The organism is Umezawaea sp. NPDC059074, from assembly GCF_042738955.1.
Taxonomy (GTDB): domain Bacteria; phylum Actinomycetota; class Actinomycetes; order Mycobacteriales; family Pseudonocardiaceae; genus Umezawaea.
In genome coordinates this window covers 106,710-124,710 of the sequence record NZ_JBHYHC010000009.1, presented here as the reverse complement: position 1 = coordinate 124,710, position 18,001 = coordinate 106,710, and the positions used below count along the sequence as shown (strand labels likewise).

The 18,001-nt window shown below is 71.9% G+C and carries 18 protein-coding genes and 1 pseudogene; 11 read left to right on the top strand and 8 right to left on the bottom strand.

Going from position 1 to position 18,001, the window contains the following annotated elements:
• Nucleotides 1-98: 98 nt before the first annotated feature.
• Complete coding sequence (locus tag ACFWW9_RS07160; protein WP_390372608.1) at nt 99-935, bottom strand: alpha/beta fold hydrolase; 837 nt, start codon at nt 933-935, stop codon at nt 99-101.
• 121 nt (nt 936-1,056) lie between these two features.
• Here ACFWW9_RS07160 and ACFWW9_RS07155 point away from each other — a divergent pair, with 121 nt between their 5' ends.
• Nucleotides 1,057-1,782 (top strand): SRPBCC domain-containing protein, encoded by a 726-nt coding sequence (locus tag ACFWW9_RS07155; protein ID WP_390372605.1) that lies wholly within the window; start codon nt 1,057-1,059, stop codon nt 1,780-1,782.
• Here the strand turns inward: ACFWW9_RS07155 and ACFWW9_RS07150 are convergent.
• Together ACFWW9_RS07150 and ACFWW9_RS07145 are read right to left on the bottom strand one after the other, a co-directional pair.
• On the bottom strand, nt 1,779-2,180 hold the full coding sequence (locus ACFWW9_RS07150; RefSeq protein ID WP_390372603.1) for a VOC family protein: 402 nt from the start codon (nt 2,178-2,180) through the stop codon (nt 1,779-1,781). The two genes, ACFWW9_RS07155 and ACFWW9_RS07150, sit on opposite strands and share 4 nt — an antisense overlap.
• A 38-nt stretch (nt 2,181-2,218) precedes the next feature.
• Nucleotides 2,219-2,566: a helix-turn-helix transcriptional regulator gene (locus tag ACFWW9_RS07145; RefSeq protein WP_390372636.1), complete on the bottom strand. Its 348-nt coding sequence runs from the start codon at nt 2,564-2,566 to the stop codon at nt 2,219-2,221.
• Between the two features lie 150 nt (nt 2,567-2,716).
• Between ACFWW9_RS07145 and ACFWW9_RS07140 the strand changes: the two genes are divergently transcribed.
• A complete protein-coding gene (locus ACFWW9_RS07140) occupies nt 2,717-3,400 on the top strand; it encodes a TetR family transcriptional regulator (protein WP_390372601.1) in 684 nt (227 codons plus the stop codon).
• On the opposite strand, the gene ACFWW9_RS07135 is transcribed toward ACFWW9_RS07140, so the two are convergent.
• Nucleotides 3,369-4,493: a metallophosphoesterase gene (locus ACFWW9_RS07135; RefSeq protein ID WP_390372599.1), complete on the bottom strand. Its 1,125-nt coding sequence runs from the start codon at nt 4,491-4,493 to the stop codon at nt 3,369-3,371. The genes ACFWW9_RS07140 and ACFWW9_RS07135 overlap by 32 nt on opposite strands.
• 840 nt (nt 4,494-5,333) lie before the next feature.
• On the opposite strand from ACFWW9_RS07135, the pseudogene ACFWW9_RS07130 reads away from it, so the two are divergent.
• Nucleotides 5,334-5,699: pseudogene (locus ACFWW9_RS07130) on the top strand (transglycosylase SLT domain-containing protein); the annotation flags it as partial.
• A 56-nt stretch (nt 5,700-5,755) separates the two neighbouring features.
• Here ACFWW9_RS07130 and ACFWW9_RS07125 read toward each other — a convergent pair.
• Nucleotides 5,756-7,261, bottom strand: a complete 1,506-nt coding sequence (locus tag ACFWW9_RS07125; protein WP_390372596.1) for an alpha/beta fold hydrolase — start codon at nt 7,259-7,261, stop codon at nt 5,756-5,758.
• Nucleotides 7,262-7,599: 338 nt separating this feature from the next.
• On the opposite strand from ACFWW9_RS07125, the gene ACFWW9_RS07120 reads away from it, so the two are divergent.
• On the top strand, nt 7,600-7,968 hold the full coding sequence (locus ACFWW9_RS07120; RefSeq protein WP_390372593.1) for a VOC family protein: 369 nt from the start codon (nt 7,600-7,602) through the stop codon (nt 7,966-7,968).
• On the opposite strand, the gene ACFWW9_RS07115 is transcribed toward ACFWW9_RS07120, so the two are convergent.
• Nucleotides 7,969-8,751 (bottom strand): hypothetical protein, encoded by a 783-nt coding sequence (locus ACFWW9_RS07115; protein WP_390372590.1) that lies wholly within the window; start codon nt 8,749-8,751, stop codon nt 7,969-7,971.
• Nucleotides 8,752-8,926: 175 nt separating this feature from the next.
• On the opposite strand from ACFWW9_RS07115, the gene ACFWW9_RS07110 reads away from it, so the two are divergent.
• Nucleotides 8,927-9,331: a hypothetical protein gene (locus ACFWW9_RS07110; RefSeq protein ID WP_390372588.1), complete on the top strand. Its 405-nt coding sequence runs from the start codon at nt 8,927-8,929 to the stop codon at nt 9,329-9,331.
• On the opposite strand, the gene ACFWW9_RS07105 is transcribed toward ACFWW9_RS07110, so the two are convergent.
• Nucleotides 9,309-10,064 (bottom strand): GntR family transcriptional regulator, encoded by a 756-nt coding sequence (locus ACFWW9_RS07105; RefSeq protein ID WP_390372586.1) that lies wholly within the window; start codon nt 10,062-10,064, stop codon nt 9,309-9,311. The genes ACFWW9_RS07110 and ACFWW9_RS07105 overlap by 23 nt on opposite strands.
• A 95-nt stretch (nt 10,065-10,159) precedes the next feature.
• On the opposite strand from ACFWW9_RS07105, the gene ACFWW9_RS07100 reads away from it, so the two are divergent.
• A complete protein-coding gene (locus tag ACFWW9_RS07100) occupies nt 10,160-11,140 on the top strand; it encodes a YeiH family protein (protein WP_390372583.1) in 981 nt (326 codons plus the stop codon).
• Here ACFWW9_RS07100 and ACFWW9_RS07095 read toward each other — a convergent pair.
• Nucleotides 11,137-13,857 (bottom strand): BTAD domain-containing putative transcriptional regulator, encoded by a 2,721-nt coding sequence (locus ACFWW9_RS07095; RefSeq protein WP_390372581.1) that lies wholly within the window; start codon nt 13,855-13,857, stop codon nt 11,137-11,139. The two genes, ACFWW9_RS07100 and ACFWW9_RS07095, sit on opposite strands and share 4 nt — an antisense overlap.
• A gap of 147 nt (nt 13,858-14,004) precedes the next feature.
• Between ACFWW9_RS07095 and ACFWW9_RS07090 the strand changes: the two genes are divergently transcribed.
• From ACFWW9_RS07090 to ACFWW9_RS07070, 5 genes are read left to right on the top strand one after another with little or no spacing between them, the layout of a single operon-like run.
• A complete protein-coding gene (locus tag ACFWW9_RS07090; protein ID WP_390372579.1) occupies nt 14,005-14,400 on the top strand; it encodes a hypothetical protein in 396 nt (131 codons plus the stop codon).
• A gap of 19 nt (nt 14,401-14,419) precedes the next feature.
• Complete coding sequence (locus ACFWW9_RS07085; RefSeq protein ID WP_390372576.1) at nt 14,420-16,216, top strand: PPE domain-containing protein; 1,797 nt, start codon at nt 14,420-14,422, stop codon at nt 16,214-16,216.
• On the top strand, nt 16,213-16,989 hold the full coding sequence (locus ACFWW9_RS07080; protein WP_390372573.1) for an ESX secretion-associated protein EspG: 777 nt from the start codon (nt 16,213-16,215) through the stop codon (nt 16,987-16,989). Before ACFWW9_RS07085 ends, ACFWW9_RS07080 begins: the two co-directional genes overlap by 4 nt.
• 29 nt (nt 16,990-17,018) lie before the next feature.
• Complete coding sequence (locus ACFWW9_RS07075) at nt 17,019-17,669, top strand: YbaB/EbfC family nucleoid-associated protein (protein WP_390372570.1); 651 nt, start codon at nt 17,019-17,021, stop codon at nt 17,667-17,669.
• Nucleotides 17,670-17,700: 31 nt separating this feature from the next.
• The gene (locus ACFWW9_RS07070) at nt 17,701-18,000 is read left to right on the top strand and encodes a type VII secretion target (RefSeq protein ID WP_390372567.1); all 300 of its coding nucleotides are present in this window, start codon (nt 17,701-17,703) and stop codon (nt 17,998-18,000) included.
• Nucleotide 18,001 lies beyond the last annotated feature (1 nt).

Sequence of the window (18,001 nt, the reverse complement as noted above, 5' to 3'; positions counted from 1 at the left end):
GTGCGGGTTTTGGGGGCCCGGGCCGGGTGGGGGGGGGATTTGGGTGCGGGGGGGGGCGCGGGGGGGCCGCCCGCCGCGCGCCCCCCGCGCCAGGTCGTTCAGACCTTGGAGTGATCCAGGATCGCGGGCACGACCACGTCCCACGACGACCTCGGCAGCTCGTGGCCGATGCCGGGCAGCGTGATCAGCGTGGCGTTCGGGATCTCGCGCACCAGCGCCTCGGCGTGCGGGAGGGCGAACAGCGGGTCCTTCGTGCCGTGCAGGACCAGCGTGGGCGCGCGCACCTCGTCCAGGCGGCCCCGCCACTCCTCGCCGTCGTTGAGCATCTGGTGGTTGTTGGCCGACGCGATGCTCGGCGAGCGGTCGTAGTCGCGTTCCGCGCCCGCGCGCGCCTCGGCCTCGTCGAACTCGCCGACGGCGAACCAGCGCAGCACCTGCACCAAGTGGTCGACGACGGACGCGCGGCTCGACCAGTCCGGCGGGGTCAGGTGGTGGAAGAACTCGACCGCGTCGTGCGAGATCGGCGGCAGGTCCTCGGCTCCGGGGCTGGCGGGGCTGGTCGCCATCAACGTCAGCGTGGCGACCCGCTCGGGGTGGTCCACGGCGATCACCTGGGCGATGCCGCCGCCCATCGAGAGGCCGACGACGTGCGCGGACTCCACGCCCAGCGCGTCCAGGACCGCGATGGGGTCGCCGGTCAGCGCGGCGAACCCGTAGTTCGGCTCACCGGGCGGGCACGTGGTCGAACGGCCGGTGTCGCGGTGGTCGTAGCGGATGACGTACCGGCCGGTCAGCCGCGCGCAGAACTCGTCGGGCCAGGACGTCATCGGGCTGCTCGCGCCCGCGATCAGCAGCACCGCGGGGTCCGACGGGTCGCCGAAGGTCTGGACGCACAGCTCGACGCCGTTGACGGGGAGCAGTTGTTCGCTGGTCATGACCCAAGAGCCTGACTGATGGCCGCCGCGAGCGCAGGGAGTGGGCCGAAATCGGGGCACCCGATCTGCGGCCGGTCGGCGGGTCGGGTGAGATCGGGGGTGGACCCGAAGGGAGAACGCGATGGCCGACCCGACGAGGCTCGACGTGCGCGTCCACGCCCCGCTGTCCGCCGTGCGCACGGCGTTGACGGACCCGACCGCGCTGCGCACCTGGCTGGCCGAGCACGCCGACGTGGAGCCGCCGGACAAGGTCGAGTTCTGGGGCCGCTACACCCCCGAGGGCGACGCCCCGCGCCAACGGCTGCTGCGCGCCGACGACGACGGCCTGCGCTTCGCGTGGCGGGTCGGCGGCGAGGACACCACGGTGGAGATCAGCCTGGCCGAGGAGGGCGCGGAGGCGACCACCGTGACGCTGACCCAGTCGCACCCGGACGCCGACGGCGTCCTGCGGGGTTTCTGGGCGCTCGCGCTGGCGAACCTGGTCGACCACGTCGAAGGCCGCGACCTCACCCCGATGTGCGACTACACGTCCACCGACCCGCGCGTCGAACTGTTCATCCACGCCTCCCCGGACGAGGTGCACCGGTCGCTGGTCGACCCCGAGGCGTGGTTCGGCGCGCCCGTCCGGGTCGTGGCGGCGGAACCCGGTCGGGTCGAGTGGGACGGCGGTGTCGTGGCGGAGTCGGCCGAGTCCGGCGACGGCACGAAGGTCGTGCTCACCCGGAGCGGGACCGTCGACCACGGCGCCTGGTCGGAGTGGCTGGCGGGCATCGCCGAACTCCGCCGGTACCACGAGCTGGCGGCGTGGCGGGCCGTCGCCGTGGACGGCCCGCCACCGGCCCGCTAGCGGCTGGAGAACCGGATCGAGTTGCCGGACGGGTCGCGGAACGCGCAGTCGCGCACGCCGTAGGGCTGGTCGATCGGCTCCTGGAGCACCTCGGCCCCGGACGCCCGGATCTTCTCGAACGTGCCGTCCAGGTCGGTCGTGGTGAAGATGACCGTGCTCAACGAGCCCTTGGCGAGCAGGCCGCGCATGGACTCGGCGTCCTGCTCGGGACGGCCCATGCCCACCAGCTCCAGGACGATCTCCACGTCCGGCTGGGACGGTGGGCCGACCGACAGCCAGCGGTACACGTCGAACGGCTGGTCGGTGCGCAGCTCCAGACCGAGGACGTCCCGGTAGAACACGAGTGCGGCGTCCTGGTCGTGGACGGGGACGAAGGTGTGCGAGAGCTTGAGGTCCATGCGCTCGAACCTACGACCGGGGGCGGCTCCGGTGCTTCTCAGATCCTGCTCGGTCGGGTGATGACCTTGGCGTAGCAGGCGGGGATCCGCTCACCGTCCCGGTGGTCACGGGCCCGGTACGCGCTGGGGGGCTCGCCGACCAGTTCGGTGAACCGGGAGCTGAACGAGCCGAGGGACGTGCAGCCGACCGCCACGCACACCTCGGTGACACTGAGGTCACCGCGCCGGAGGAGCGCCATCGCGCGTTCGATGCGGCGGGTCATGAGGTAGTTGTAGGGCGTTTCGCCGTACTCGGCCCGGAACCGCCGGGAGAAGTGCGCGGGCGACATCAACGCCGCCCGAGCCATGGCGGGCACGTCCAACGGCCGGTCGTACTCCCGGTCCATCAGATCCCGAGCCCGCCTCAGGTGCGCCAAGTCCTCGAACCCCACCCGCCCAGCATCCCACCCCGGTGTCCACCCGCGACACGACCGGGCTTCTCCCTGGCAGCCAAGGCCTCCTCCCTTATCAGACCGTTGGTCTGACAAAATGGGACGGTGACCCCACCGGAGGACGGCTTCCAGCGGGCCCGCAGGCCGGAGCAGGTGCGGGCCCGGCGGGTGGCGATCCTGGAGGTCGCGTCGGCCATGCTGCGGGAGCGGGCGGTCGCCGACATCAGCCTGCGCGAGCTGAGCGAGCGGGTGGGGTTGGCGAAGTCGAACGTGCTCCGGTACTTCGACAGCCGTGAGGCGATCTTCCTCGAGGTCCTGGACGAGAACTGGCGGGCGTGGCTCGGTCTGGTCGACGAGGAGCTGGCCCGGCGGTCCCGAGGCGACGGGCCGTTCGCCGGGGAGACCGCCGTGGCGGCCACGATCGCGGAGACGCTGACCCGCGAGCCCCTGCTCTGCGAGTTGATCAGCACGATGGCCGCCGTCCTGGAGCGGAACATCTCCGTGGACTTCGCGCGCGTCTTCAAGCGCCGCGCCACGGACAACACCGCCCGGTTGGCCGCCCTGGTCTCACGGGAGCTGCCGGACCTGGCTCCCGAGCGGGCCACTCACTTCGCCGGGGCGGTGTTCGTCCTGGTCGCCGGGTTGTGGCCGTTCGCCAACCCGACCGCCGCCGTGGCCACGGCGATGGACGAGCTGGGCGTGCCGAAGGCCGAGCACCTGTTCACCGACGGGTTGCGGGACGGGCTGGTGTTCCAGCTCATCGGGGCGAGCGCAGCACCAGGACGCTGATCTCGCTCGGCGCGAACACGCGGAACGGCGGGCCCCAGAAGCCGGAGCCGCGGCTCGTGTAGAGCTGGGTGCGGGGGCCGTGACCGCTCAACCCGTGCAGCACGGGCTGGTCGACGCGCACGAGGTAGTGGAACGGCCAGATCTGGCCGCCGTGGGTGTGGCCGGACAGCTGGAGGTCCACTCCGGCCTCGACCGCGACGGACACCTGCTTGGGCTGGTGGGCCAGCAGGACGATCGGGTCGTCGGGGTTCGCGCCCGCCAGCGCGGCCCGGATGTCGGGGCCGTGACCGGGGAGGTTCGTGCCGGTGGGGTCGTCGATGCCCGCGAACACCAAGCGGTCGCCGCCGCGTTCGACGACGTGGTGGCGGTTGTGCAGCGGGTCCCAGCCGAGGCTCTCCATGTGGTCCAGCCAGCCCTGGGCCTCGTTGTAGTACTCGTGGTTGCCGGTGATGTAGAGCTTGGCCTCGGTGGCGCGCACGGTGCCGAGCGGGTCGACCTGGCCACGCCGCTGCACGACCAGGCCGTCGGCGAGGTCGCCGGTGTGGCAGACGACATCGGGGTCCAGGTCGTTGACGGCCGCGGCCAAGCCCTTCGACCACTTGGTCCGCTCCAGCGGCCCGTAGTGCGTGTCGGTGATGACCACGACCCGCAGGCCGTCCAGGCCGCGCCCGAGACGGGGGAGCGTCACCTCGGTCGTCCGGACGCGCGGCACGCGCATCGCCTCGGTGTAGCCGTAGACCAGGAGGGCCGCCACGACGACCAGGACCACCACGGCCACGATCCGGGCCCGGTCGGGGTTCTCCACGCCCGCCAGCGCCAGCACGAGGCGCAGGACGTGGCCCAGGAGCGTCCACACGAACAGGATCCAGACGACCCCGAGGGTGACGTCGGAGAACTTGGACGCCCAGTCCACGTGGCGGCGGCCGTGGCCGAGGACCATCAGCCACGGGAACGCGAGCAGCACGACCGCGAACAGCGCCGTGCCGAGGACGAACACCGGTGTCGGCCAGTCCGGGCCCACCGCGACCAGCGCGGCCCAGGGAGTCCCGAACAACAGCGCCAACACCAGGACGAGCACCAGCCCTCGGCGCATGGGGATTCCTCCGTTTGCCGCAGGTGGAGCGTCCACCCGCCCCTCAACGGTACGGATGGCCCCGAATTGTGAACCGGGGGACCGGGCTCTCCGTACTCCCCGGTGTGGGCAACCCAAACGCGCAGGTAACGGCGATCTTCCGTTCGTGGAGCGTCTCGGCACGCACGGTAGCGGTACCCGAATCAAACGTGATGAGGGTCACCTATAGGGTGTCGATCGGTTGCCTTCGGCAGTGACATCGGGTTACGTTCCCGGCCGCAGGTCACGGTTCGGTCACCGAATGGACACGGCAGTCGCCCCCCGAAGCGGCTCCACCTGGATCCCCCGCCAGGCGTCCTACGGCCGGACTCCCCGACGCAGGAGGATCGTTTGTCCCGGCATGGAAAGGCCGCTGGTCGCACCGTGTACACGGTCGCTCCCCAGCCGGCGGCGGTAGCAGCCGCGCCCCGTCCCGCCTCGCACCGCGTGGAGACGGACTGGGCGCCGCTCGGCACGAAGGTCTCCGCGTTCGTCGTCGCGGCAGGTGTGCTGGCAGGTGCCGGCGCCGCCGCGAACGCGATGGTGTCCAAGCAGGTCAACCCCGCCACCGGCGCGGCGATGGACCTCGCGGGCTCCTCGGAGATCCAGACCGTCGCCGACGTCCACGCGAAGACCGCCTCGCTGAAGACCATCCAGATCGCGAACCCCGCTGTCGAGGTCGGCAAGCTCCTCCAGCTGGACAAGCGGCAGTCGATCCAGCAGTTCCAGGCGGCCGCCAAGACCGCGACGGACACCGTCGAGAACAACCGCAAGGCCGAAGAGGCCCGGATCGCCCGCGAGAAGGCGGACGCCAACAAGACCCCGCACCAGCGGCAGGTCGAGGGCTGGATCCGCGAGGCCATCACGATCCTGGCGGCCAACGGCACCGCGATCGACGAGAGCAGCGTCGACGAGATCTACACGATCATCCAGAAGGAATCCGGCGGCAACCCGAACGCCGTGAACAACTGGGACTCCAACGCCGCCAAGGGCACGCCGTCGAAGGGTCTGATGCAGACCATCGACTCGACGTTCAACGCTCACGCGCTGCCCGGCCACAAGGACATCTTCAACCCGGTCGACAACATCATCGCTGGTGTCCGCTACACCTACGACCGCTACGGCGGCTTCGAGAACCACCCCGGTCTCGCGTCGATCAGCGTCGGCGGCGGGTACCAGGGCTACTAGGACGACCGAAAGGGGCGCGAGGGTGGGTTCCCCCTCGCGCCCCTTTCGTCATGCCGTCACGGCGTGGGCAGGGGGTTGGGCGCGCACGTGGCGTCCGCCTGCCGTCCCGGCTTGCGCGCGGGCAGCGCGCCGGTGGCCAGGTAGGCCGACACGGCCGCCGTCACGCACGCGGGTCCGGCGGGGCCCGCCGCGTGGTCGGTGCCGCCGGGCACGCTGATCAGCGAGGCGTGCGGGAAGCGCGACCGGACCTCCAGGCTGCCCTCGTACGGCGTCGCCGCGTCCAACGTCTGGTGCACCAGCAGGGCGCTGGTGATCCCGGAGCCGTCGACCCGCACCGGGGTCCCGGCCGGGGCGCCCCACCAGAAGCACGGGGCGTTGGCCCAGGTGTTGCCCCAGGTCGTGTTCGGCGCGAGCGCGTGGTTGGCGGTGGACTCGGCCCGCCACCGGCTCCAGTCCCTCGGCCACGGCGCGTCGCTGCACGTGGTGCCGAGCAGCGAGGCGAACGTGTGCTCGGCGGCCGGTGACTGGTAGCTGAAGGCGAAGAAGCCCTGCAACGTCGAGGGATCGCCGGTCTGCACGAACTGGGACAGGATGCCGCCCATGGTCGTCCAGGTCGACTGGAAGTACGACACGAACAGGAAGACGTCGATCCACTCGTCCGGCCCGATCGCGCCACCGGCCGGGTTCGCGGTGACGGCGGCCAACTGCTTGTCCCACACGGTGTTCACGGCCGCGCCGGTCGTGCCGAGGTGGTAGACGTCGTCGTGGGTCGCGAGCCAGTCGAACCACAGGTGCAGGTTGCGCTCCAGTGGCACGTCCTGGTCGAACGCGGCCGCGCCGGTCCAGATCCGCCGCGGGTCGACGTTGCCGTCGAGCACCATGCGGCGCACCTTGGTCGGGTACCGGGTCGCGTAGACCTGCCCGGTGTAGGTGCCGTAGGACTGGGCGAACACGGTGACCTGGTCGACGCCGAGCGCGCCGCGGATGCGCTCCACATCCGCCGCGGTGTCGGTGGTCTTGAGGTGCTTGATCAGCTCGGGCTGGTTGCGCGCGCAGGCGTCGGCGTAGCCCTTGGTGCGGTTGAGCCAGAACGCTTCCGCGATCGGGGTCGTGGTGACGTAGTTGGGGCGGTTGAAGGTCTGGTAGCCGGGGACGCAGTCGAGCGAGGGCGAGCTGGGCGACATGCCGCGCGGGGCGAAGCCGATCCAGTCGTAGTTCGCGCCAACTCCGCCGGGAAGTTGCCCGCCGAGCAGGGAGTTCGCCAGGCCGGTGCCGGTGAGCACGCCCGGCATCGACACCACGACACCCTGGTAGGCGCTTTCCGGGCCGGTGTGCTCGACTCGCGACAACGCCAGGGTGATCTGCGTGCCGGTGGGCTTGGCGGGGTCGAGCGGCACGGCGAGCGGCACGGCGAGCGTGCCGCACTGCGCGCCACCCGCGACGAGCGCCGCGTCCGAGCACGCGCCCCAGGTGATGGCGGGCGCGGGCGTCGCCGCCGCGATCGGGGTGGTCAAGACGGCCGCGGCGAGCGCGACGACCGTGGTCAGTACCGCACGTTTCACCCGAAGTCCTCCGCTGGAGCCAAGATCAGGGCAAATCGTTCGTAGTTGAACGAATTTCCCCTCACGCTATGCCTCCTCCTCGGACGTCCGCACCAGTCGAGTCTCAACAGGCGCACCGGTTCCTCCGGCTCCGCGACCCCGCCCGACCACGACCGCGGCGACACCGGCGCGCACCTCGCCTTACCGTCGCTGACCTGCGACGTTGATGCTCAAGCGGCCGCGTTGGCGGTGTCCTCCACGGCGACGCCCGCTGACCACCGGGGGCACCGCGACCCACCCCGGCGCGGCACGAATTCGCCACCCAGCGGACCCCGTGCGGCGGGTTGTAGCGTGACCGCATGACGCCACGGCTGCGGTTGGCTGGAATCGTCCTGGGCACCGACGACGTGCCCGCGCTCACCGCGTTCTACCAGCGCCTGCTCGGCTGGGAGCAGGGTGCGGACGAGCCGGACTGGACCACCCTGCGCAACCCGGATGGCGGCCCCGGCCTCTCGTTCCAGACCGAGACCGACCACGTCCGCCCCACCTGGCCCTCGGCCGCCGGTCACCAGCAGATGATGGCCCACCTGGACATCGAGGTCGACGACCTCGCCACCGCGGGCGCGCACGCCGAGGCCGCGGGCGCCGTCCTCGCGGAGTTCCAGCCGCAGGACGACGTCCGCGTCTACCTCGACCCGGCGGGCCACCCGTTCTGCCTGTTCACCTGATCAGGCCTGGCCGGTGAACACCGCTTTGTCGGACATGAAGGTCGGCTGGAGCACGAGCTGCATTTCCCCCGGTTCCGCGCCGACCGAATAGACCTGGCTGAAGGTGAAGGTCTTTCCGGGGAGCACTGTCGTGGAATCGAATCCGGAGCCCTCGCACCCGCCACTGGAATCGAAAACACTTTCGGCTTTCTTGCCGTTGAACTGCGCGTCGGTGCCGACCGACAGAACGGCGGTCTCGAACGGTTTGTCGGTCCCGTTGGTGACCACGATGGTGAACTTCACCGCCCGCACCACGCCCTGGGGCGCGGCGTACGGGCCGGGCGTGCACGCCTCGGGCGCGGCGACGTCCACCGCGAGCCCGTCCTGCCACGTGTACCGCTTGCCCCACGTCGGGACCTCGCCCGGCGGGGCCTGCGCCGCCACGGGTTGATCGACACCACCGGCGCTGACCTGCCCGTTGTTCGTCGTGCCGGAGATGATGGCGTCGAGTTCCTGCACGGCTTTGACCTGCACGGCCACGGTGATCGCCACTCCGGCGACGCAGAGCACGACGCCGATCGCGGCGAGGACCTTCTTGCTGCCGAAGAGCGCGATGATCCCCAGCACCAGCCCGACGAACGCGACGACGGCGGTCAGGTTGTTCAGGAAGAGGACCGGCGACCCGACGACACCCACGATCCCGAGGATGAGCGCGGTCCACGCCAGCGCGCCGAACTTCGTCGTCGGCGGTGGCGCGTACGGCATCGGCTGAGGGGGATACGGGGCCTGCTGGGGATAGCTCATGTCGACTCCCGTGATCGGCGCGTGTCACGTGGAATCGAGGCCGATCACCGGTGCGTTAGCGGCGAAAGTGGCGAATCGCCGAAAGGGGGACATTCCCTTCCGACGTGTAACAAAAGGCGTCGATGCGCCGATCGGGGCACTTTCGCGAAGGTCGATCTTTCCGCAGAATGGTCCCGTGGAACGGTTCTCGGTCCGGGTGGACCCGCTGCGCGCGGTGGGGCCGGTCGTGCTCGGGTCCCCGCGCGCCGAGGCGGTCGAGGCCCTGCGGGCGTGGGGTGAGCCGCGGCCGTCCTCCGACACCCTGGTGGTCTTCGGGCCGGGCACGCGGTTGGAGGCGTTGGTGCGGTGCGTCGACGACCGCGTGGACGCCGTCGAGGTCTTCGCCCAACCCGGCGCGGCGGTCGTGCTGTTCGGTCTGGACGTCTTCCGCACGCCGGTCGCCGACGTCGTCGCGACCCTGCGCACCCGTGGCGACGTCGTGGAGGACCCCGGTCACGCCGTCGAGGTCCCCGCGCTGGCGCTGGCGCTGCTCCAGGAGGGCGACGGGTTCCGCTGGCTCAAGGCCGGGCGGACCCCGTGAGCTGGTAGCCCGCGTGCGCGGAGAAGTCCGCCGTGAGCGCGAAGCGGTCGCCGCGCACGAGCGTGTGCCGCCACTCCACGGGCCTGCCGTCGGCGTGGCTGAGCCGGTCGATGGAGAACGCGGCCGCAGTCGGCGGGCAGTTCAGCCTGCTCCGCTCGGCCGCTGTGGGCACGACGGCGCGCACGTCCTCGTGGCCGTGGTCGAGGCGGATCCCGGTGCGGGCGTGGAGTTCGGCGTACAGGCTGGTGTGGGTGAAGTCGGCGGCGAGCAGCGGCGCGGCCACGGCGGCGGGCAGCCAGACCCGGTCCAGCGCCAGCGGTTCGCCGCCCGCGAGGCGCAGGCGTTCGAGGTAGAGCAGCGGGGTCGACCCCTCCAGGTCGAGCCGGTCCGCCACCACGGCGTCGGCGCGCAGGTCGAGGGTCCGCACGACGCTGCGCTGCGCCAGCCCGGACGCCTCGACGGACGCGAAGAGGCTGTACAGCGCGCCCATCGGCTGCTGGATCTCCGGCGGCTCGGCGACGCGGGGGCGGCGGCCGCGTTCGGCCACGACGACCCCGTCGGCCCGTAGGCCGCTCAACGCCTGCCGGACGGTGTGCCTGCTGACGCCGTAGTGCTCGACCAGCGCCAGTTCGCCGGGGAACCGGTCGGCGAACTCCCCGGCGTCCATGCGCGCCAGCAGTTCCCGTTGCAACTGCCGCCACAGGGGGGTCGCTCCGCCGCGGTCCAGCGCCATGTCCCCTCCTCCGGTCGGGGCGAACGGTACCGGTTGTGAAATGTCCGTACATCTCGTACTTTGATTGTACGGACATTAGACCGAGGGGAGTAGCGGTGCTCACGACCACGCGGGTCCACCACGTCGTGCCCGGCCTGCTGCTCGCGCTCGGGGTCGCCGCCGTCGCCACGGGCCTGGGCAAGCTGGTGCCGGTGGTCGGCGGTCCGGTGTTCGCGATCGTGCTCGGCGTGCTGGCCTCGACCGCACTGCCCGCGCTGCGCGGAGCCCGCTGGGCCCCCGGCTGCGGCGTCGCCTCCACCACGGTCCTGCAACTGTCCATCGTGGTCCTGGGCACGGGGTTGCAGGTGCGCCAGGTGCTCCACGTCGGCGCGGAGTCCCTCCCGGTCATGCTCGGCACCCTCGCCGTGGCGCTCGGCGGCGCGTGGCTGCTCGGCAGGCTCCTCGACGTCCGCGGCGACACCCAGACGTTGATCGGCGTGGGTACGGGCATCTGCGGCGCGTCGGCCATCGCCGCCACCACGGCCGTGATCAGGGCCAAGCAGACGCAGGTCGCCTACGCCCTCGGCACGATCTTCACCTGCAACATCGCCGCGGTCCTGCTCTTCCCGCCGCTCGGCCACCTGCTCGGCCTCAGCCCGCACGCGTTCGGCCTGTGGGCGGGCACGGCCATCAACGACACCTCGTCCGTGGTGGCCGCCGCGTACGCCTACGGCGGAGACGCGGGCGAGTACGCGCTGGTCGTGAAGCTGACCCGCACGCTGATGCTGATCCCGATCGTGCTGTTCCTGGCGTTCCGCGCCAGCCGGGGCGCGACGGTGCCGTGGCGGCGCGTGGTGCCGCCGTTCCTGCTCGGCTTCGTCGCCGCGGTGGTCCTCGGCAGCCTCGGCCTGATCCCGTCCGGCATCGCCGCGCTCGGGCCGTTCCTCATCACCACGGCGTTGGCGGGCATCGGTCTGTCCCTGCGCCCCGACGACCTCCGCAAGGCGGGCCACCGCCCGTTGCTGCTCGGCGTCCTGCTGTGGCTCGCCGTGGCCGCCAGCAGCCTCGGCCTGCAAGCCCTGACCGGCGCCCTCTAGGCCTGCCGGGCCAGCTTCGCCACCAGCTCGTCCGCGTCCGCCAGCCGCAGCTCCCGGAACAGCCGCACCGCGGACTGCCAGTGCGGCGCGGCCACGTGCACGCCGACGACCTCCTCCAGCGCGTCCCCGATCGCCCGGTGGCACGCCGCCGCCTGGTACTGGTCGCCCAGCTCCTCGGCCAGCTCCAGACCGTCCACTTGGAACTGGAGCGCCTCGGAGTGCCGCCCCAGCCGCCACAGCGCGGAGCCCGCGATGTGCAGCGCGGTCACGTGCGCCGTCGACAGCGCCACCGACGCGAGCAGCCACAGCGCTTCCTTCATGCACTGCAACGCCTCGTCGGCGTCCCCCAGCCCCAGCAGCACGTTCGCCAGGGTGGTCAGCACGGTGGCCTGCGCGCGGACGTCGCCGCTGTCGCGCGCGATCGCCAACGCCTCCGTCGCGCGCTCCCGCGCGGTCTCGAACTCGCCCGCCGCCAGCAGGCAGTAGCCGAGGCTGTCGAGCGCCGCGCACACCAGGTGCGGATCGCCCTCGGCGAGCTGGACCGCGCGCGAGGCCTCCCACACGGCGTCGTCGAGCCTCCCGAGGTCCGCGAGCGTGGATCCCATGCGCAGCAGCAGGTTCGCCTCGGCGTGGTCGTCGTCGAGCGAGCGCGCGGCGTGCAGGCCGACGCGGAAGGCGTTGAGCCGGTCGACCCGGTTGCCGCGCCGGAAGTAGAACGCGTCCAGGCACAGCGCGAGCTTCCACGTCCGCTCGTGCTGGCGGCCGTGCGCGGCGATCTCCAGCAGCAGCCGGAGGTTGGCCTCCTCCATGGCGAACCACCGCACGGCCTCGTTGTGCGAGGACAGCACGGGGAAGCTGGCGGGCGGGTGGTCGAGCGCGCCGAGCGGGCGCGCGTGGTCGGCCAGGTGCGCACGGGCGGTGTCGGCGACGTGCAGGTAGTAGTCGAGCAGGCGTTCGGTGCTGATCGCGTTGTCCTCGCCCGGTTCGGTGATCACGAGGTGCCGGGCGAACAGCCGGACCAGGTCGTGCCGGGAGTACCGGTCAGGCGTGGACTCGTGCAGGAGGTTGGCGTAGGCCGCCGTGCGCAGGTGGGTGCGGGCCGTGGCGACGTTGATGTCGAGCAGCGCGGCGGCGGCGTAGCAGTCGAGGTCGGTGCCGGGGTGCAGGCCGAGCCTGCGGAACATCCGCGCCGCGCCCTCGGGCAGTTCGCGGTAGCTGACCGCGAGCGCGGCCCGCACGCCCCGCCGGGCCTCGGGCAGCGACAGCGCCGCCAGCCTGCTCTGCTCGTCGTGCAGTTCGTCGACCAACGACCTGATCGTCCACTTGGGACGGGAGGTCAGCCGGGCCCCCGCGATGCGCAGCGCGAGGGGTAACCGGTCGCACAGCTCCACGAGTTCCGCGGTCGCCTCGGGTTCCAGGTCGGTGCGGCGCCTGCCCAGCATCCCCACCAGCAGGTTCTCGGCGGCCTCGTGTTCCAACGTTGCAACAGGAAGGACGGAAGCGCCCTCGGTCACCACGAGGTCGTTGAGGCCGTGCCTGCTGGTCACGAGCACGAGGCAGTCGGCGGACCCCGGCAGCAGCGGTCGCACCTGGCCGACCGACCGGGCGTTGTCCAGCACCACCAGCACGCGCTTGCCCGCCAGCAGCGACCGGTACCGGGCCGCCTGCCCCTCCAGGTCCGTCGGGATCTGCGCGTCGGCGAGGCCCAGCGTGCGCAGGAACCCGATCAACGCCGTCCTCGGGTCGACCGGCTCGGTCTCGTCGAACCCTCGTAGGTCCAGGAACAGCTGCCCGTCCGGGAAGTCCGCCGCCACGCGGTGCGCCCAGCGCAGCGCCAACGCCGTCTTGCCGACGCCGGGCGGGCCGACCAGCAGCCCGATCGCCGAGTCCTGCCCGGTGAGGTGGTCGTCCATGTCCGCGAGTTCGCCGTCGCGCCCGACGAACCCGCGGTGCTCGCGCGGCAGTTGGGCCGGGCCGCTGAGGGGCGCCGTCGGCGTCTCGACGGCCAGGACCGACTGGTACGCCGCCCGGAGTTCGGGGCCGGGGTCGACGCCCAGCTCGTCGACCAGCCGCTTCCTGGTGCGGTGGAACAGGTCCAGCGCCTCGGCCTGGCGTCCCGCCCGGTGCAGCGCGAGCACCAGCCGCGCCACCACCGGTTCGCGCAACGGGTCGTTCTCCACGACCTGCGCCAACGCGGTCACGGCGTCCGCGGGCCGGTCCAGCCGCAGCAGCCGTTCGGCCATGTCCTGCACGGCCACCAGCCGCAGCTCCTCCAGCCTGGCCGCGGTCGCCTCGCCGAGCCCCGGACTCGGGACGTCGGTGAGGAAAGGTCCACGCCACAGGCGCAGCGCGGTCGTCAGCTGCTCGACGGCGTCCTCGTCGCGCGCGTCGCGGGCGGTGCGCACGAGGTCCTCGAACACGAACACGTCCACCGCGCCCCGGTCGCCCTCGAGCAGGTAGCCCGGCGAGCGCGTGACCAGCTCCAGGCCCGGCCCGAGCACCTTGCGCAGCTGGGCGATGTGGCCCTGGAGGGCCGCTTTCGCCTGCGGCGGCGGCGATCCGTTCCACACGAGCGAGAGCAGCCGGTCACCCGACACCACCCGGTTCAGCTCGAGAGCCAGCGCCGCGAGCACCGTGCGGCGTTTGGCGGCGCCCAGTTGGACCGGGTCGCTGCCGGAGGCGACGAGTTCCACGGTGCCGAGCAGGTTCACCCGCATCCGGAAATCCTATCGGCCATAGATGAAGTTCCCTCGCAATATTGACACAGCCGATCACGCGTTGGAGACACGTTGGTCGGGCGTTGGCGGTTGCCCGGAGGCTGGACGGACCACCGGAGAACCGTGCCCGCAGGGGGACCAGAGGACATGCAGAACGCGAACGAGCCCGCACCCCCGTCCATCAACGGCCAGGCGATCGAGCTGAGCGAGAACATCAAGTCCGGCAAGGTCATGCTCGACCCCGCCACCGGCGAAGAGCTGCGGAAGCTCCTGCGCGAGCAGGTCGAGCAGGTCGACTCGTGGCTGGCCCGCGCGGGCAGGCTCGCCCGTCCCGCGCCGCTCGGCGCGAACCCGGTCAGCGACGCGATGGCGACGAAGTTCGAGGCCCGCGCCGAAGGCGACCCGCTGTCGTTCGTGAACGTCATGTCCGCGTACCGAACGGTCCTCCAGGACACGCACGACCAGGTCAGCGCGGCCATCACCAAGTACCAGCAGGTCGACGAGGACCACCGCGCCGGGCTGACCAAGATCAACGGCATCTGAGGCGAGAGGCGCACCGCTCATGGCTCCCGAGGTCGACCCGGTACTCAAGGACACGCAGAACTGGGACTCGCACTCCCACCGCGCCCTCTACGAGGCCGTGCACGTCAACAACGACCCCGGCCAGTCCGGCGAGATCGGCTCCGAGTGGGCCCAGTTCGCCACCGAACTGGCGGAATCGGCGCAGGTCATCACCAGTCGCATCGTGGCGACCGAGACCGGGTGGACCGGTGAGTCCGCCGACGGCGCGCGAACAGCGGTGAAGAAGCTGTCCGACTGGATCTCCGGCACCGCGCAGACCGCGGGCCAGGTGGGCGACCGGGTCGCCGACCAGGGCCGGGTCATGCAGGACGCGCGGGCGAACATGCCCGAGCCGATGGAGTTCACCTGGGCGGGCGCGACCGGCACCATGGTCGGCGGCGGCCTCCCCGGCCTGCTCGCGTCCACCGCGGACGTGCAGGCCGCGAACGCGAAAGCCCAGGCTGCGAAGGAACTCGCGGTCACGGTGATGACGAACATGGAGGCGAGCTCCCGAGCGATCGACCAGTCGACGCCGGTGTTCACCGCCCCGTTCAACCCCGTGACCGGCAAGACGCAGGAACCGCAGCTCGTGGCGCTGCACCGGGTCGAGGCGACCCGCGAGACCGGCGTCCTGCAACCGTTGCAGATGGTGGGGATGGAGTCCTCGCGCCGCGAGGTGGGCGAGCTGTCCGCGCGCCAGGAGGCGTTGCAGGCAGGGCAGACCACGACCGCGGCGGCCGCGTACGCGCCGACGCTCATGCCCGGCTCGGTCGACGCCGGGGCGAGCGGAGCCGGTGGTTATGGCGGCGCCGGCGGTTACTCCGGTGCGGGCGCTGGAGCAGGTGGCTACACCGGTGGCGCGGGTGCTTACCCGGGTGGTTACACCGGTGGCGCGGGAGCCGCCGGGTTCACCGCGAGCGGGGCCTATGCCGCTGGTGGAGGCGGTTTCCCGGCCGCGGGCGGTGTCACAGGAGGCTCGTACGCGGGCAGCCGCTACCCGGTGGGCGGCGAGGACTCCGAGGACGAGTCGGTCTACCGGTCGAGCGGCACGACGACGGCCGCGGACGCCGCGGCGTCCATCCCCGTCGCGAACACCTACCACCCGCCCGTCGCGGGCGGCGGTTACGGCTACTCCGACCCGACGAACTACGGCGGCCCCGGAGGCGCGACCGGGTACCCCGGAGCACTTCCGGGCACCGGTCAGAAGGGCTCTGCCCCTTCGCGCACTCCTGCACCCGGTTCTGCCGGCAATCCTGCTGGTTACCTCGGCGTGCCGGGCGCTCGTCCGCCCGGTGTGCCCCTCGAAGGCATCAGCGGCACGGGCCCGACCGGGCGTGGCGCGGGCGGTTTCGGCGGCGGTGGCTCGGGCTTCGGTGGCGGCGCTGGCAGTGGCGCCGGCTTTGGCGGTGGTGCTTCCGGTGGCGGCTTCGGCGGCAGTGCCGGGGGAGTCGGTGGCGCGGCGGGCGGCGGTTTCGGTGGCGGCGTAGGCGGTTCCGGCGCGGTCGGCGGGGCGGGTGGCGCGACCGCGGGCGGCGCGACCGGCGTCGTGCAGCCGGGTGCCCGTGGCCAGATGCCGACCGGCGCGTTCCCCACCGGGGCACCGGGCGCGCCCGGCACGCCGGGCATGGGCGGAGCGCCGATGGGTGGCGCGGGTGGCGCACGGTCCGAAGAGGACAAGGAGCGCAAGTCCGCCTCGTACATCATGGGCGGCGACCTCTTCGACATGCCGGGCGAGAACCTGCCGCCGTCGGTGATCGGCGGCGTCAAGGCGAAGAAGAAGAGCGGGGACCAGCAGTGATCACCCCGGAGTACCTGCTCAGCCCGGCCGAGCTGGACGTGCTGTGGCACGACCTCGACCAGGGCAGGCTGCCGTACCCGTTGGACGTCCCGAGCCTCGGCTCCACCATGGAGGAGCGGTCCAGGCTGCGCCTCGACGTGCTCGACGGCCTCCAGCGACGTGGCCTGGCGAACGACCAGCGGCTGCTGGACCTGTTGCGGCTGCTGGCGAACCACCGGGTCGCGGTCGACGCCGTGGCCAACATGGAGCGGCGTCCCGTGCGGGCCGTCGCCGCGTCCGACGGCGACCAGGCCGTGCTCGCCGTCATCGACGAGGAGCAGATCGGCCTGCTGGAGGTGCGGCCCACGTCGTTGGCGAAGTCCATCGTCGGCGTGCTGTCCGACGGCACGGCCGGACCCGGCAGCGCGCTGTCGCTGCGGGTCGAGACGCTGACCGCCGCCGTGGCGCTCCAGGAGGAGCCCGAGGAGTCCGACGACCCGTGGGGCGACGAGGACCTGGACGAGAAGCAGGCCCTCCAGCGGGCCGGACTGTCCAAACAGGACGCCGCGGTCATCGGCGAGCTGGCCGAGAACCGGGTGGCGGGCGGCCAGTTCGGCGTCACCCGGCGCGACGGCTCCCGGTACCGCGAAGAGCGGTCCGACGTGCTGGTCAACTGGTTCGACACCCCGCAGGGCCGGTACCTCATGGTCCGGGAGAACGGCTGGTTGAGCCTGTCGCCGACCGACAACGAGCGGATCGCGAACCGCATCGACTCGGTGCTCGCGTCGGTCTGACGCGACCCGCTCGACACGAAAGGGAAGACGTGGACCCGCTGGGCCCGATCGACGCCAACCGGATGAAGCACGTGGATCCGGATCAGTGGCTGACCGACATGCAGACGCGGATGGCCGACCTCCAGCAGAAGTCGGCCGACCTGGCGGAGAACCTCGCGCAGGCCAGCGCTACCGCGACGTCCAACGACGGCGCGGTGACGGTGACCATCGCGCCCACCGGCGCGCTGCAGAACCTGGAGCTGACCCAGCGGGCCGCGGGGATGAACCCCGGCAAGCTGACCGCGTCGATCATGGAGGCCGTCCGGAAGGGGCAGCACGCGGCGTCGGCGAAGATGGTCGAGGCGTTCGCGCCGCTGGGGGCGGGCACCGAGTCCATGGACCTGGTGCTCAGCTACCTCCCCGCCGACGAGGAGGACGACGAGGTCGAGGAGCACGACCTCAAGGCCGTGGACGCCCTCGACGAGGACCAGCCCCCGCCGCCTCCTCCTCCGCACCCCCAGCCGTACCAGGCGTACCCGCCGCGGCCGCCGATGCCCCCTTCCCAGCCCTTCCAGCCGCCCCAGCCGTCCCAGCCCTTCCCACCGCCCGTCCAGCCCCCGCCCGCCGTCCAGCCCCCGCCGCCGGTCCGCCCGTCGCGCGCGCAGCCGGACTACGAGGAAGACGAGAACCACCCGTGGTGACCGCTGTCCGTTCGAGTGGAAGGAGTTGGCCGTGGCCGCGGGCTTCGAGGTGAAACCGGACGACCTGGACGAGTTCTCGAAGAACCTCCAGTCGCTCGTGGACAGCCTGGCGGAGTCGAAGAACGTCCTCAACGGCGTCCACTTCGACCCGCTGGTGTTCGGCATCATCGGCCAGTTCTTCAGCATCGCGGCCCGCAACAAGGTCAACGAGGCCAAGGACTGCATCGCGAAGTACGAGGGCTCGATCGCCAGCGCCAAGGAGAACACCAAGTTGACCGCGGACACCTACCGCAAGGTCGACCAGGGCAACGCCGACACCTTCAAGGGGTAGG

Bases quoted from the DNA above. Each gene is read 5' to 3' on its own strand.
- ACFWW9_RS07120 (WP_390372593.1), top strand. From the start codon at position 7,600: ATGACGCCACGGCTGCGGTTGGCTGGAATCGTCCTGGGCACCGACGAC.
- ACFWW9_RS07115 (WP_390372590.1), bottom strand. From the start codon at position 8,751: ATGAGCTATCCCCAGCAGGCCCCGTATCCCCCTCAGCCGATGCCGTAC.
- ACFWW9_RS07145 (WP_390372636.1), bottom strand. From the start codon at position 2,566: ATGGACCGGGAGTACGACCGGCCGTTGGACGTGCCCGCCATGGCTCGG.
- ACFWW9_RS07155 (WP_390372605.1), top strand. From the start codon at position 1,057: ATGGCCGACCCGACGAGGCTCGACGTGCGCGTCCACGCCCCGCTGTCC.
- ACFWW9_RS07090 (WP_390372579.1), top strand. From the start codon at position 14,005: ATGCAGAACGCGAACGAGCCCGCACCCCCGTCCATCAACGGCCAGGCG.
- ACFWW9_RS07160 (WP_390372608.1), bottom strand. From the start codon at position 935: ATGACCAGCGAACAACTGCTCCCCGTCAACGGCGTCGAGCTGTGCGTC.
- ACFWW9_RS07135 (WP_390372599.1), bottom strand. From the start codon at position 4,493: ATGCGCCGAGGGCTGGTGCTCGTCCTGGTGTTGGCGCTGTTGTTCGGG.
- ACFWW9_RS07150 (WP_390372603.1), bottom strand. From the start codon at position 2,180: ATGGACCTCAAGCTCTCGCACACCTTCGTCCCCGTCCACGACCAGGAC.
- ACFWW9_RS07105 (WP_390372586.1), bottom strand. From the start codon at position 10,064: ATGGCGCTGGACCGCGGCGGAGCGACCCCCCTGTGGCGGCAGTTGCAA.
- ACFWW9_RS07085 (WP_390372576.1), top strand. From the start codon at position 14,420: ATGGCTCCCGAGGTCGACCCGGTACTCAAGGACACGCAGAACTGGGAC.
- ACFWW9_RS07095 (WP_390372581.1), bottom strand. From the start codon at position 13,857: ATGCGGGTGAACCTGCTCGGCACCGTGGAACTCGTCGCCTCCGGCAGC.